This window comes from Nocardia sp. CDC159 (genome assembly GCF_023740735.1).
GTDB classification, from domain to species: Bacteria; Actinomycetota; Actinomycetes; order Mycobacteriales; family Mycobacteriaceae; genus Nocardia; species Nocardia pulmonis.
Window position 1 is genome coordinate 1 of record NZ_JAMRXH010000025.1, and the last position, 12,351, is coordinate 12,351.

18 protein-coding genes are annotated in these 12,351 nt (G+C 67.7%); 7 read left to right on the forward strand and 11 right to left on the reverse strand.

Annotation, left to right across the window (positions count from 1 at the left end; genetic code table 11):
- Window positions 1–282: 282 nt before the first annotated feature.
- From NDR87_RS34385 to NDR87_RS34395, 3 genes are all read left to right on the forward strand, one after another.
- Window positions 283–753 (forward strand): DUF1360 domain-containing protein, encoded by a 471-nt coding sequence (locus tag NDR87_RS34385; RefSeq protein ID WP_251918090.1) that lies wholly within the window; start codon window positions 283–285, stop codon window positions 751–753.
- Window positions 754–865: 112 nt separating this feature from the next.
- Window positions 866–1,810: an alpha/beta hydrolase gene (locus NDR87_RS34390; protein WP_251918091.1), complete on the forward strand. Its 945-nt coding sequence runs from the start codon at window positions 866–868 to the stop codon at window positions 1,808–1,810.
- 5 nt (window positions 1,811–1,815) lie between these two features.
- On the forward strand, window positions 1,816–2,847 hold the full coding sequence (locus NDR87_RS34395) for a low specificity L-threonine aldolase (protein WP_251918092.1): 1,032 nt from the start codon (window positions 1,816–1,818) through the stop codon (window positions 2,845–2,847).
- Window positions 2,848–2,854: 7 nt separating this feature from the next.
- Here NDR87_RS34395 and NDR87_RS34400 read toward each other — a convergent pair whose 3' ends face one another.
- The 3 genes from NDR87_RS34400 to NDR87_RS34410 are packed head-to-tail and all read right to left on the reverse strand — an operon-like array spanning window position 2,855 to window position 4,595.
- Window positions 2,855–3,391 (reverse strand): TIGR00730 family Rossman fold protein, encoded by a 537-nt coding sequence (locus NDR87_RS34400; protein WP_251918093.1) that lies wholly within the window; start codon window positions 3,389–3,391, stop codon window positions 2,855–2,857.
- A gap of 38 nt (window positions 3,392–3,429) precedes the next feature.
- Window positions 3,430–4,203, reverse strand: coding sequence for an ATP-binding protein (locus tag NDR87_RS34405; protein ID WP_251918094.1), 774 nt, complete (start codon window positions 4,201–4,203; stop codon window positions 3,430–3,432).
- Between the two features lie 5 nt (window positions 4,204–4,208).
- A complete protein-coding gene (locus NDR87_RS34410; protein WP_308212186.1) occupies window positions 4,209–4,595 on the reverse strand; it encodes an STAS domain-containing protein in 387 nt (128 codons plus the stop codon).
- 210 nt (window positions 4,596–4,805) lie between these two features.
- On the opposite strand from NDR87_RS34410, the gene NDR87_RS34415 reads away from it, so the two are divergent.
- Together NDR87_RS34415 and NDR87_RS34420 are read left to right on the forward strand one after the other, a co-directional pair.
- On the forward strand, window positions 4,806–5,915 hold the full coding sequence (locus NDR87_RS34415) for an agmatine deiminase family protein (RefSeq protein WP_308212187.1): 1,110 nt from the start codon (window positions 4,806–4,808) through the stop codon (window positions 5,913–5,915).
- Window positions 5,916–5,935: 20 nt separating this feature from the next.
- On the forward strand, window positions 5,936–6,508 hold the full coding sequence (locus NDR87_RS34420) for a TetR/AcrR family transcriptional regulator (protein ID WP_251918096.1): 573 nt from the start codon (window positions 5,936–5,938) through the stop codon (window positions 6,506–6,508).
- Here the strand turns inward: NDR87_RS34420 and NDR87_RS34425 are convergent.
- The 3 genes from NDR87_RS34425 to NDR87_RS34435 form a co-directional block, all read right to left on the reverse strand.
- Window positions 6,497–6,850, reverse strand: coding sequence for a DUF397 domain-containing protein (locus NDR87_RS34425; protein ID WP_251918097.1), 354 nt, complete (start codon window positions 6,848–6,850; stop codon window positions 6,497–6,499). The two genes, NDR87_RS34420 and NDR87_RS34425, sit on opposite strands and share 12 nt — an antisense overlap.
- Before the next feature lie 66 nt (window positions 6,851–6,916).
- Window positions 6,917–7,264, reverse strand: coding sequence for a DUF397 domain-containing protein (locus NDR87_RS34430; RefSeq protein WP_251918098.1), 348 nt, complete (start codon window positions 7,262–7,264; stop codon window positions 6,917–6,919).
- Window positions 7,265–7,268: 4 nt separating this feature from the next.
- A complete protein-coding gene (locus NDR87_RS34435; RefSeq protein ID WP_251918099.1) occupies window positions 7,269–7,829 on the reverse strand; it encodes a DUF5753 domain-containing protein in 561 nt (186 codons plus the stop codon).
- 159 nt (window positions 7,830–7,988) lie between these two features.
- On the opposite strand from NDR87_RS34435, the gene NDR87_RS34440 reads away from it, so the two are divergent.
- Entirely contained in the window at window positions 7,989–8,222 is a 234-nt protein-coding gene (locus tag NDR87_RS34440) for a hypothetical protein (protein ID WP_251918100.1), read from the forward strand.
- Here the strand turns inward: NDR87_RS34440 and NDR87_RS34445 are convergent.
- From NDR87_RS34445 to NDR87_RS34455, 3 genes are all read right to left on the reverse strand, one after another.
- Window positions 8,168–8,608, reverse strand: a complete 441-nt coding sequence (locus NDR87_RS34445) for a hypothetical protein (protein ID WP_251918101.1) — start codon at window positions 8,606–8,608, stop codon at window positions 8,168–8,170. The two genes, NDR87_RS34440 and NDR87_RS34445, sit on opposite strands and share 55 nt — an antisense overlap.
- Before the next feature lie 125 nt (window positions 8,609–8,733).
- Complete coding sequence (locus NDR87_RS34450) at window positions 8,734–9,594, reverse strand: TIGR03619 family F420-dependent LLM class oxidoreductase (RefSeq protein WP_251918102.1); 861 nt, start codon at window positions 9,592–9,594, stop codon at window positions 8,734–8,736.
- Window positions 9,585–10,004: a MerR family transcriptional regulator gene (locus NDR87_RS34455; RefSeq protein WP_251918103.1), complete on the reverse strand. Its 420-nt coding sequence runs from the start codon at window positions 10,002–10,004 to the stop codon at window positions 9,585–9,587. Before NDR87_RS34455 ends, NDR87_RS34450 begins: the two co-directional genes overlap by 10 nt.
- 119 nt (window positions 10,005–10,123) lie before the next feature.
- On the opposite strand from NDR87_RS34455, the gene NDR87_RS34460 reads away from it, so the two are divergent.
- On the forward strand, window positions 10,124–10,291 hold the full coding sequence (locus NDR87_RS34460) for a hypothetical protein (RefSeq protein ID WP_251918104.1): 168 nt from the start codon (window positions 10,124–10,126) through the stop codon (window positions 10,289–10,291).
- A gap of 10 nt (window positions 10,292–10,301) precedes the next feature.
- On the opposite strand, the gene NDR87_RS34465 is transcribed toward NDR87_RS34460, so the two are convergent.
- Together NDR87_RS34465 and NDR87_RS34470 are read right to left on the reverse strand one after the other, a co-directional pair.
- A complete protein-coding gene (locus NDR87_RS34465) occupies window positions 10,302–10,544 on the reverse strand; it encodes a hypothetical protein (protein WP_251918105.1) in 243 nt (80 codons plus the stop codon).
- Window positions 10,545–10,556: 12 nt separating this feature from the next.
- Window positions 10,557–12,299 carry a sodium:solute symporter family protein gene (locus NDR87_RS34470; RefSeq protein ID WP_251918106.1) on the reverse strand — a complete coding sequence of 581 codons (1,743 nt, stop codon included), beginning with the start codon at window positions 12,297–12,299 and terminating at the stop codon, window positions 10,557–10,559.
- Window positions 12,300–12,351 lie beyond the last annotated feature (52 nt).

The following is a 12,351-nucleotide window of genomic DNA, read 5'->3' on the forward strand; positions in this document are numbered from 1 at the left end:
AGCATGGGCTCGATCCGAGCCCAGGCCCGATCAGTTACCTCACCTCGACCAACCACCGCATACAGCTAACACAACCACGACACCGACTCACCCAAACCCGCACAACCACTTACAGGACACGCCCTAGTCGATCAGCTTAAACGCAGCAAACACGAAAACGCGGGTTCGCCAGCTCACGGGTGCGGCATATGCGGGGTGGCCGCGCCGGTTTCGCTCGCCGATGTCCGGGAAGCCGGGGACGTAAGGCGGACCGGTAGCCGGATCGAAGGGAACGGTTGGGTCATGAGCGATGAGCGGCAGTCACTGACGGGATATCGGGTCGTGCTGATCGTCTACGGCGTACTCGTCCTCGCGACGGCCGTCGCGGTACGACTCACCGGTCGGCAGCTTCCGCGCGGCATGGGTTTGCGTGAGGTTTTCACCACCGCCCTTGCCGCACAGAAGGTTTCGCGACTGGTGACCAAGGCCGCCGTCACCGCGCCGCTGCGGGCCCCGGTCACCCGGCCTCGCGACGACGGCGGCCCGGGTGAGGTGAACGAGGAACCGAAGAGCTCCTCCGGAGCCGAGCGCAGCCTCGGCGAACTGCTCACCTGCCCGTTCTGCTTCGACGTCTGGGCGGTGACCGGGCTCAGCATCGGGCATCTGTTCGCACCCCGGAGCACGCGCGTGCTGGTGGACGCGATGGCCGCACTGGCCGGGGCCGACTTCCTGCATCTCGCCTACGCCGCCGCCCAGCGAGTGGCCGAGCGGTGAGCCAACTCACCGATTTCGGTAGCTTCAGACCTGGCGAAACGCGTCACCGGAGCGGGATGATGTAGGCGTACCAGTCGGTAATCCAACAGCGAGTGGAAAGCGAGGTGCGGCCATGACCTACCGCTACGATCCGGAACTCGCCGAGGTGGCGGCCGCACGGGTGGGCGGTTCCTTCGCCGACGTGGCGGCGACCCGCCGCAATTCCGCGCAGACGATGGCCGGGCTACCGAGGTATCGATCGCCGATCGACCTGGAGATTTCCGACCGCACGATCCCCGGCGCCGCGGGCGTCGAGGTCCCGGTGCGGATCTACGCCCCCCGCGAGCGAACCGGCCCGCTGCCCGGGGTGGTGTATTTCCACGGCGGCGGATTCATCGTCAACGCCGTCGCCGATTCCGACCTCGAGTCCCGCCGGATCGCGGCGGAGGTGGGCGCGGTGGTGATCTCGGTCGACTATCGACTCGCGCCCGAGCACAGCTTCCCCGCCGCCCTCGACGACTGCTTCGCGGCCCTGGAATGGACGGCGAAGAACGCCGCCGAACTCGGCGTGGACCCCGGCCGGATCGGCGTTGGCGGCGAGAGCGCGGGCGGCGGCCTGGCCGCGGCGGTCGCGCTGCGCGCCCGCGACGAGCACGGACCGTCGATCCGCTTCCTGCGCTTGATGATTCCCATGCTCGACGACCGCAGCCAAACCCCGTCGGCACGCGCCTACACCGACACCCCGGTCTGGAATCGGGCCATCAACGAGCAGTGCTGGTCCTACTACCTGGGTGCGGGGGTCCCCGGTTCCGCCGAGGTCTCCCCCTACGCCGCTCCCGCTCGCGCCGAAGATCTCTCGGCGCTACCGCCCACCTATCTCACCGCCATGCAGTTCGACCCGCTGCGCGACGAGCAGATCGAGTTCGCCCAGCGGCTGCTGCAGGCCGGGGTGAACACCGAATTCCATTGCTATCCGGGCACATACCACGGTTCCTACCTCACCGACGCGGCCATCTCCCGGCGCATCCTGACCGACTCCACCGAGGCGCTGCGCCGCGGGCTGGTCGGGTATCAGTAGAGATCGTGAACACCGAATTCGGCAGCGACAACACCGCGGGCACCCCGCGCCAGATCCTCGACGCCGTCGCCGCCGCGGCGGCCGGGCAGGCCCCGCCCTACGGCGCCGACAGCTGGACGGCGAGTCTCGAGCGGCGGCTCGGGGAGATCTTCGAGCGCGAGGTGCACATCACGCTGGTCAACACCGGCACCGCGGCCAACGCGCTGAGCCTGGCCTGCCTCACCCCGCCGTGGGGCGGCGTGCTGTGTCACCGCGACAGCCATCTGATCGGCGACGAATGCGGTGCGCCCGAATTCTTCACCGCGGGAGCCAGACTCGTCACCCTCGGTGGCGCGAACACCAAGATCGATCCAGACGAATTGGCGGCGGCCGTGCGGCGCGGCGCGGGCGATCCGCACAAGGTGCAGCCGTCGGCGCTGAGCATCACACAGGTCACCGAGACCGGCAGCGTCTACACGCTGCCCGAGATTCGCCGCCTCACCGGCATCGCGAAGGAGGCGGGACTGCGGGTGCACATGGACGGCGCACGCTTCGCCAACGCCCTGGTCGCACTCGACTGCACTCCGGCGGAGCTGACCTGGCGCGCGGGCGTCGACGTGCTCTCGTTCGGCACCACCAAGAACGGCACCATGACCGCCGAGGCGATCGTGCTGTTCGACCGCGACCTCGCCCCCGAACTCACCTATCGGGTCAAACGATCCGGTCAGCTCGGCTCGAAGCTGCGCTTTCAGGCGGCCCAGATCCTCGGCTATCTCGCCGACGATCTGTGGCTGCACAACGCCCGCCACGCCAATGCCATGGCCGCGCGGCTGCGGGCCGGACTCGCGGCCGTCGGATTCGCCATCGTCGGCGATCCGCGGGCCAACATCGTGTTCTGTCAACTGCCGCAACGGATCATCGATGATCTGCACGGACTCGGCTTCGGCTTCCACGCCGATCGCTGGGGGCCGGGCATCTGCCGCTTCGTCACCTCGTTCGCCACCACCGCCGACGATGTCGACGCCCTGGCACGGGCGGCCGAACGGGTCGCGGCCTGAGGCAGGGTCAGCGAGAAACCTTCCGCTCCAAGTAGTTCAGCGCATCGACGCCGTTGTCGGCGAAGTACAGCAGTTCGGCCAGCGGGCGCGGCAGGAAGCCCTCGGCGTCCATGCGCTCGAGCTGCTGACGCAGGCCGTCGTAGAAGCCCGCGGTATTGAGCAGCACGATCGGTTTGTCGTGCAGGCCATGCTTTTTCAGCTCGAGAATATCGGTGGCCTCGTCCAGGGTCCCGGTGCCGCCAACCATGATCACCACCGCGTCGGCGCGCGCCAGCAGCCGGGCCTTCCGCTCGGCCAGATCGGCGGCGATGATCATCTCGTCCGCAGTGGCGCGGGCCTTGTGCCGAAGGAACTCCACCGACACCCCCACCAGCCGCCCACCGGCCTCCTGCACCCCGTCGGCGACCAGCTTCATCAATCCGACGTCGGACCCGCCCCAGACCAGGGTGTGCCCACCCTTGCCGATCAGCTGGGCGAATTCGCGGGCCGGTCGGGTGTAGCGCTCGTCGAGTTCGGCCGCGGAGAGGAAGACGCAGATGTCCACGCGGCTACTGTACGAGGTTGGGGCAAGCCGTTTTCCGGCTAGCGCGATGAGCGCCATCCGGCAAGGGTGGCGGATTCGGTGGGGAGGGTGGCCCAGACGACCTTGCCGTCGGGCCAGCGCGGGGCGCAGCCCCAGGCGCAGGAGGCGCGGGCGACCACGTAGAGGCCGTAAGAGCGATGCGCGCCCGGGCGAGGTTCGCGCAGGACGGCCTCGCGCGGGTCGCTGTCGCTCACGGCGACGGTGAGACGGTTCTTCCACAGCTCCAGGCGCAGGCCGATCTCCTCGTTGCCGCGGGCGTGCAGGAACGCGTTCTCGACCAGTTCGGTGGTGACCAGCCGGACCTGGGCGATACACAGCGCCGGCAGCTGCCAGCAGTCGCAGATGTCGCCGACGAAACGCCGCGCGCGCTGGCCGCAGTCACCGGCCGGGGCGACGGTGGTGCGGGCGCAGCGCCGGGGCGGCGGCACATCGGCGGCGGCCAGCGCCGCGGTGACGCTGGTGTGCACGGGTACGAACCGGCTCACCGCGCTGGCGACGAGCCACCGCTGCAGCGGCGCGTGCGCGGCGACCAGCAGAATCGGGACCGACGGCCATTGGCTCACCCGCATCCACGCGCTCACGAACGCGGCCAGCAGCGGTTCGGCGGCGATGCGCAGATCGTCGAGTTCCACGAGCACCGCGCGGGGTTCGTCGATCGTGTACTTCACCAGCGCGTCGGTGAACCCGCGGTAGGTCGCGGTCGTCAACATCCCGCTCGGGCGGACGACCAGCGCCTGGGAGATCTCGCGCTGCGTCCATTCGATCTCGTGCACGACGCTCACCTGCCCCGTCCCGTGTGGCAGGCATCCGCCGCGACCACGCACAAATGCTTGTCCAGACCGGTAGCGCGTAGCGGACCGATCACCGCCGCATCGCTCGCCAGAACCCACAATCGCACCGCCTCGCGGGTACAGCGGAACTGCAGATCGTCCAGCACGTGCAGGCCCGCGGCGCCGAACAGCGTCACCTCGCGCAGATCCACCACCAGCCTGCGGCTCCACCGGGCCTGCCGCAGCGCGGCGTATACGGCCGTGGCGAATTCGGATACGCCGCACAGGTCGACCTCACCGGACACACGCACGATCCCGCATGCGTTCCGACAGTCCCGATCGACCCTGGCGCGTACCCCCGCACAGCCGTGCAACGGAAGCCCCTCACGCCTCACGGAGTTCAGCCTAGGGCACCGCCGGTCGCGGGTCAGGCGGATCCCGGTCAAGCGGCGTCGACAACCAGGGCGGTCAAGAGCTCGGAGCGGCAAGTCAATTGGTTCGATGCTTGCGCATTCGAGGGCGGTGAAAGGTTGGTGACGCCGGTCACAAGTTTGACTAACTTTTCAGTCAGGATTTAGGCTCTCGCCATTCGGAAGGAGAACGGGATGCGCAGGCGCACATTCGTCGGCGGCTCGCTGGCCGCGGCCGCAAGCCTGCTCACGGCCTGCGATGCGCCCGACCGGCCGCGCGCCGCGCGTCGTGCCCGCGCCGACAGCCCGGCCCGGCGCATGCCCGACGAGGGCGAGCCGCATCGGCGGACCTGGATGGCATTCGGGGCAAGCGAGGACATTTGGGGCGCGAAGCTGCTCCCCCGGGTGCAGCGCGATCTCGCCGCCGTGGCCACCACGATCGCCCGCTTCGAACCGGTCGCCATGCTGGTGCGGCCGACGGAGCGCGGGCTGGCGCAGAGCCTGGTCGGGGCGAATGTGGAGCTGATCGCGGCGGAGATCGACGATCTGTGGATGCGCGACACCGGGCCGGTCTTCGTCCGCGACGAAAGCGGTACGGCCGGTGTGGATTTCAACTTCAACGGGTGGGGCGACAAACAGGAGCACCGGCGCGACGCGAAGGTGGCGGGACTGGTCACCGAGCGCGCCGGGGCGCGCGCGGTGCATACCGAGCTGATCCTCGAGGGCGGCGGGATCGAGGTCGACGGGGCAGGCACCGCGATCGTCACCGAAAGCTGTGTGCTCAACGACAATCGGAATCCCGGCTGGCAGCGCTCCGAGGTCGAGGCGGAGCTGCGGTATCTGCTCGGGATCGAGAAGGTGATCTGGCTGCCGGGCATCGCCGGGCACGACATCACCGACGGACACACCGATTTCTATGCCCGCTTCACCGGTCCGGGCGTGGTGGTCGCGGGGCTGGAAAACGATCCGCGGTCCTTCGATCACAACGTCACCCGCCGCCATCTCGACATCCTGCGCTCGGCCACCGACGCACACGGCCGCCCGCTGCGGGTGGAGGTGCTGGCGGGTCCGTCGCGGGTGCGAGAACGCTTCGCCAGCAACGATTTCGCCGCGGGCTACATCAACTTCTATGTCTGCAACGGCGCGGTGATCGCACCGGAGTTCGGCGATGTCGAGGCCGATGCGGCGGCCCGCGACACCCTCACCCGCCTGTTCCCCGGCCGCCAGGTCGTGCAGCTCGATATCGACGCCATCGCGGCGGGCGGCGGCGGCATCCACTGCACCACCCAGCAAGATCCCGCCTGAGCCACCTACTGTGAGAAGCCATGTCCGAGCGTAGAACTCAGATCCTGGAAGCCGCCGTTCGCGTCATCTCCCAGGACGGCGTCCGCGGCCTGCGCGTCGAGAAGCTCGCCGCGCAGGCGGGCGTATCCACCGCGCTGATCTACTACCACTTCACCGACCGCGCCGGAATCCTGCGCGCCGCCCTCGACCACGTCAACCAGACCGCCCGCCACTACACCGACCCCGCCCTCACCACCACCGCCGATCCACGCACCCAGGTCGAGCGAATGCTGTTGCTGGAGTTGCAGAACGACGAGCACATCCGCCTCAACAGCATCGCCTGGGGCGAACTACGCGCCAGCGCCACCTTCCACCACGACCTCCGCGCCCCCCTCGCGGCCAGCACGAGGGCCTGGACCCAAGACGTGGAAACCCTCATCCGCCAGGCCCAATCCACCAAAACCATCTCCCCCGACATCGACCCCGCCGCCGCGGCCGAACGCCTCACCGCCCTGGTGGAGGGCCTCAGCGAACGCTGGCACAGCGGCTCGGTCACCCTCGCCCGCGCCCGCGAACTGCTCACCGGCGCCATCGCCGTAGAACTACACCCCTGACAGTTCCACCGGGCGGCCGAATTGGCCATCGGCCACACCCTTGACGAAGGCGTCCCATTCGGCCGCATCGTACGCCAGCACGACGGCGCCATCGGCGATCCTCGCGCTGCCATCACTGTCGACCGTCAACGAAATATCCTCGGCGACAAGGCCGGAGGCACCGGAGCGGACGGTGTCGAGAAAAGAGTGCCAATGCCGCGCAGCGATCGCAATGATCGGTTGGTCGGCGGCCGGGCCGGAGTACTTGCTGTCGCGGATGAGCACGGCGTCGGCGCGATGAGCGATCTCCACGCAGGTCCCGTTCGCACCGCTATGTGTCGACTTGAAGAAGCGGGTGCTCACACGGCCTATCGTACTCGGCCTGCTGAAGGCAGCGAAGGATCAAGGGCAGCAATGCAATTGGTAGGTCTACTGGTCCGTCCGAGGGCGGCTGAACTGACCGTCGGCTATGCCCTTACGGAAGGCGTCCCACTCCTCCGCTGTGTAGGTCAGTGTGACGGTGCGAGTTTTGATCGTTGCACTGCCATTGACATTCACGGTGACACCGAGACCGTGGCCGAGGGTGCCGGAGGAGTTGGCGAGGGCGAGGCAAAGGAACGGCTCCCAGTCTCGTAGGGTTACGGAGATTATGGGTTGGCCAGCTGCGGAGCCGGAGTATTTGCTGTCGCGGATGAGCACGGCGGCGGAACGATGAGCGATCTCGACGCAGGTTTGCGCTTCGCCACTGAAGGTCGATTTGTACCACTCTGTGTGCACCTAGCTACCTTATCTTGCTTGCGATTTGCTCGATGAGACGTGCGGACTCGTTGCGATCAAGGGCGATGGACTCCACTCTTTCGTGGAGGAAGCTGAGGGCCTCCACTCTTTTCGGGTCATAGAGGATCTCGCCGTAGATCGCAGTCTCCACCCACCCCAGAGTAGGCAGGCGTGGGCTTTCGAAGTCCAGTAAGTGAAAGGTCGATGCGTTCAGGCTCGCACCCGAGAAGGGTTGAATCCGGATGTCGAGGGTGTCCGGGTATCGGTCTATCAGGTCGAGGAGGTGTCGAAGCTGTTCTCTCTGAACCTCCGGACCTCCGATCTGTTGCATCAGAGGCGCTTGGCCAACGACCACCGACAATTGGAGTGGATCCGGCCCATCCAGGCGACGCTGCCGTTGCAGACGAGCTCGCGTCCGCTGCCCGGCATCGGTCGGGCGGCCAGTCGAGAGCGGAGAGAGCAGCAGTGCACGGATGTAGTCCTTGGTCTGCAATAGCCCTGGTATGACGCCACTTTCAACGCTACGGATACTCACGGCACCGTCTTCCAGTCCGTAGAACCGCATTCGGGTTTCCGGTTCTGCTCGTCCTCGCGGCGTGGCTCACCACCCTCGAGCTGCCCGGTCCACCGCCGCGTCACCGTCGAGCGGGCAGGCACCGGGCACCGAGCGGGCGACGTGGGCGGCGATGACGCGCGGTCAGCCGGGCGCGACGTTCATCTGTGAGTGTGGCTGGGGGACATCGCCTTCGACTATCTCGCCAGCCCGGCGGTCGCGCGGGTCTTCGTCCGGGAGTTTCATCGCTGCCGTTGCGATCTCGTCGAATTGATCGTCGACCTCGTCGAGGATGTCGGCTCGATTCCGCGCCTGCCGTGCGAGCCGATTGTTCTCACCCGAGCCCTGACCTACACCCCGGACCCGCTGGGCAGGGGCGCGCTCGCCCGGCGGCGGGTGCGATAGGTCAGCGTGAGCATGTACAGGCCCGAGAACAGTAGGGCCGCGAGCGGAATCAGGGGGAGATAGGACACCCAGACGATCGGGTTGGGCAGGGACAGGGCCACGAAGGTGGCGAGGACCGTCGCGGTGAAGACGACTGCCGACCAGCGGTGTGCCTGCCGGGCCCAACCGGCGAAGGTGTGCGGGCGGGTGGGGCGGCGCTTGGTGCGGTAGGGCTGGGCGAACAGGTAGAGGCCGGAGAACAGGAGCAGGGCGAGTGGGGGCAGTGGTAAGTAGGACATCCAGACCGGCCCGCCCACGGCCAGGACGACCACGGTGACGACCACGGTGGCCGTGAAGAGCACGGCCAGCCAGCGGTGCGTCTGCCGGATGCGCTTGTTCCAGTTCATTGCGTCCTCCTCCGTGGATCGGTGTTGAAGACGCTAGTTAGCGGGCGATGACCAGCGCTTCTCGATTCCTGATCGGTTTTCGGCGAGGTCGAACAGGGCCCATCCTGCCAGGCGGGCGGCGCAACTCAGGTGAGGCCGAATCGCTGCGCGAATTCCGACATCTGATCGTGCTGCTCGGCCGCTGTCTCGGCGGTCGGATTGACCACGATGCGGGTCACGCCGTGCGCGGCGAGTTCCTCGACTCGCTCGACCGACACACTCGCCGAACCCCAGCGGGTGTACTCCAGCGCCGCCGGGTCGCGGCCCGCCTCGGCGGCGGTCTCGCGGGCCAGGTCGAGCTGCCGATCGCGCTCGTCCTCGGCGAGCAGGCCACCCGCGAAGTAGCCGTCGCCACGCCGACCGGCGCGGCGGGCGGCGGCTCGGCTGGAGCCGCCCACGTGGATCGGAAGTTCCCTCGCATCAACCGGTTTCGGATAGCTGCACAGATTGTCGAAGTCGAAGAACTCGCCGCGATGACTCACCCCTTCGGGGCCGCCCGACCACAGCAGCCGCAACACATCGATGGCCTCGTCGGCGCGGCGGCCGCGGGACCGGAAATCCACCCCCAGCGCCCGCGCCTCGCCGGGCAGCGCGCCGAGTCCGACGGTGAGCAGCCGCATGCGGCCCCGCGACAGGTGATCGATGGTGGCCAGCCGCTTGGCGAGCACCACCGGGTGGCGGTACGGCAGCAGCAGCACGCCGGTGCCGAGCAGCAGCCGGTCGGTGACCGCGGCGACGAAACTCAGCGCGTCCAGCGGATCGAAATAGGCCAGCGTCGGCGGCAATTCACCGCCGCCGTAGGACGCGCCGGGATACAGCGCGATGTGGTCCTGCAGATACAGGGATTCGAAACCACAACCCTCGGCATGCCGGGCGAAGGCGGCGAGTCGGTCGGGGTCGGTTCCGTTGAACGGCGTGCTGTAACTGATCGCGAATTTCACAGACATTCCTTCGGATGTGCGTCGGGAAGGTGTTGTGTGAGTTCGCATGCGGGCGGCGCCTGCCGTTCGGTCTGCGCGTCGGCCAGGCGCCTGCGCAACTGCCGCCGGACCGCGCCGAGTTCGTCGATCGCGTCGTCCACCTCGGTGAGGCGCCGGCGCAGGGTCTGCACCGAGTCCGGGCATTCGTCGCCGGACCGATGTCCGGCCCGCAGGCAGGTGACGAACGGACCCACGTCGGCGAGTTCGAAACCCAGCTCCCGCAGGGCCCGGATCTTGTGGACGATCCGCAGTTCGTCCTCGTCGTACACCCGGTAACCGCTCGCCGAGCGGCGCGCCCGCACCAGTCCCTGCTGCTCGTAGTAGCGCAGCATGCGGGCGCTCGTCCCGGATCGATCGGCCAGTTCCCCGATCAGCATTCGCCCTCCTCACCACACAACGGCGGCAACGCTAAAGGTTGTCACCGATGTCAAAGCAAGATCGGGCGCACCGTATTTCGCGCGTCTATCCTGAAGTGACGAACCCGGGAGGTGCGCAGATGTCCACGACAGATCCTTCGCTTCAGGAGCCCGATCCGCGGGCGCGCTGGCGGCGGTTGCCCCCGGCGCCGTCGATGTGGATCGAGGAGAAGCCGGTCGAGCCCACGGCGGTCAGTTACGCGCCGGAGACCGATCCGGTGGTCGACGCCTCCCGATACGGCGGCTGAACCCGCGGTCCTATTCGGACGCCGCCGGGGTTTCCGGATTCTCGTGGACCAGTTCCTTGACCGGGCGCAGCCGCACCCAGGCGAGGAAGGCCAGGGCGACCACGGCCATGCCGATACCGGCCCACAGGTTGGTGTTCCACCCGCCGGTGCGGACCTGATCGGCCTCGGTGTTGTTCACCAGGCCGGTGACGATCAGGATGACGCCGTAGACGCCGAGCAGGGCGCCGACGATGGTGCGAATGTCGAAAAGCATTGCGGCACTCCCTTATCCGACGAGGATGTTCAGCGCGATGACGATGACCAGGGCGATTCCGGCGAGCAGCACCGGGCGCTGATACCAGGGCAGCGTGGCCGCCTCGGGGTCCTGCAACTGCTCCTTCGGCGTCTCGGAGTACACCAGGCCGACCAGCTCCGCGGCGGGTTTGGGCGCGGTCACCCGGCTCACCACGACGCTGAGCACGATATCGACCACGAACGCCACACCGGCGGCCAGGAAGCTCGCGCCCTGTCCGGACAGGTGGAACACCTCGGCCTGGTGCAGCACGAAAATCACCACCGCCGAGAGGGTTCCGCCCACCAGGCCGACCCAACCGGCCGTCGGCGTCATCCGCTTCCAGAACATGCCGAGGATGAACGTCGCAAACAGCGGCGCGTTGAAGAACGAGAACAGCGTCTGCAGATAGTCCATCATGTTCGAGAAGCTGCCCGCGATGAACGCGGTGCCGATCGCGACGACCGTCGCGCCGATGGTCGCGAGCCGCCCGACGGTCAGGTAGTAGCCGTCCGGCTTGTCCTTGACCACGTACTGCTGCCACAGGTCGTAGCTGAACACAGTGTTGAACGCCGAGACATTGGCCGCCATACCGGCCATGAACGCGGCGAGCAGACCCGCCAGGGCGACGCCCAACAACCCGTTGGGCAGCACCTCTTTCATCAGATACAGCAGCGCCTGGTTGTAGGTGACATCGCCCTGCCCGGTCGCCTTGTACTGGGCCACCTGTGGCACCAGCACCGCGGCGATCATGCCGGGCACCACGACGATGAAGGGTACGAACATCTTCGGATAGGCGCCGATGATGGGCGTGCGCCGCGCCGCGGAGATCGAATGCGTGGCCAGCGCGCGCTGCACCTCGACGAAGTTCGTCGTCCAGTAGCCGAACGAGAGCACGAAGCCCAGGCCGAACACGATGCCGACGACCGAGAGGATGTTGCTGCCGAATCCGCTGAGCTCGTTACCGGGCCAGGAGTGCAACTGCTCCGCGCCGCCCGGCGAGGCGGTCACCTTGTCCTTCAGCCCGCCGATTCCGCCGACGCGGTGCAGGCCGACCAGGGTCAGCGGCAGCAGCGCGGCCACGATCACGAAGAACTGCAGCACCTCGTTGTAGATCGCCGCCGACAAACCGCCGAGGGTGATGTAGGACAGCACGATCACCGCGGCCACGATCACCGACACCCACAGCGGCCAGCCCAGCAGCACGTTCAGGATCGAGCCCAGCAGATACAGATTCACGCCCGCGATGAGCACCTGGGCGAGCGCGAAGCTGATCGCGTTGACCAGATGCGCGCCGGTGCCGAAGCGCCGCCGCATGAACTCCGGCACGCTGCGCACCTTGGAACCGTAGTAGAACGGCATCATCACCACGCCGAGGAACAGCATGGCCGGGACCGCGCCGATCCAGAAGTAGTGCATGGTCGGCATGCCGTACTGCGCGCCATTGGCCGACATGCCCATGATCTCGACCGCGCCCAGATTGGCGGAGATGAACGCCAGGCCGGTGACCCAGGCGGGCAGCGAGCGGCCGGACAGGAAGAAGTCGATACTCGACGACACCCGCTGGCGGGCCAGCAGACCGATACCGAGCACGAAGACGAAATAGATTGCGACCAGAGCATAGTCGACGGGCGCGGCATCCAGGCGCAGGGTGGAGCCTTCGGCCAGCAGGGTGTGTGCCGGACCCCCGGTCGGCACCGAATCGAGCAGTCCTGGGGGTGCGGCGGCGGGCGGCATACAGCTCTCCTGTCGAGGTGTTCATGGTGTGACCGGTCGGGCCGTGTCCGGA

Coding starts and splice junctions, on each gene's coding strand:
- NDR87_RS34460 (WP_251918104.1), top strand. CDS start 10,124: ATGTCCACGACAGATCCTTCGCTTCAGGAGCCCGATCCGCGGGCGCGC.
- NDR87_RS34445 (WP_251918101.1), bottom strand. CDS start 8,608: ATGAACTGGAACAAGCGCATCCGGCAGACGCACCGCTGGCTGGCCGTG.
- NDR87_RS34470 (WP_251918106.1), bottom strand. CDS start 12,299: ATGCCGCCCGCCGCCGCACCCCCAGGACTGCTCGATTCGGTGCCGACC.
- NDR87_RS34450 (WP_251918102.1), bottom strand. CDS start 9,594: ATGTCTGTGAAATTCGCGATCAGTTACAGCACGCCGTTCAACGGAACC.
- NDR87_RS34465 (WP_251918105.1), bottom strand. CDS start 10,544: ATGCTTTTCGACATTCGCACCATCGTCGGCGCCCTGCTCGGCGTCTAC.
- NDR87_RS34385 (WP_251918090.1), top strand. CDS start 283: ATGAGCGATGAGCGGCAGTCACTGACGGGATATCGGGTCGTGCTGATC.
- NDR87_RS34390 (WP_251918091.1), top strand. CDS start 866: ATGACCTACCGCTACGATCCGGAACTCGCCGAGGTGGCGGCCGCACGG.
- NDR87_RS34415 (WP_308212187.1), top strand. CDS start 4,806: ATGCGCAGGCGCACATTCGTCGGCGGCTCGCTGGCCGCGGCCGCAAGC.
- NDR87_RS34420 (WP_251918096.1), top strand. CDS start 5,936: ATGTCCGAGCGTAGAACTCAGATCCTGGAAGCCGCCGTTCGCGTCATC.
- NDR87_RS34455 (WP_251918103.1), bottom strand. CDS start 10,004: ATGCTGATCGGGGAACTGGCCGATCGATCCGGGACGAGCGCCCGCATG.
- NDR87_RS34435 (WP_251918099.1), bottom strand. CDS start 7,829: ATGCGGTTCTACGGACTGGAAGACGGTGCCGTGAGTATCCGTAGCGTT.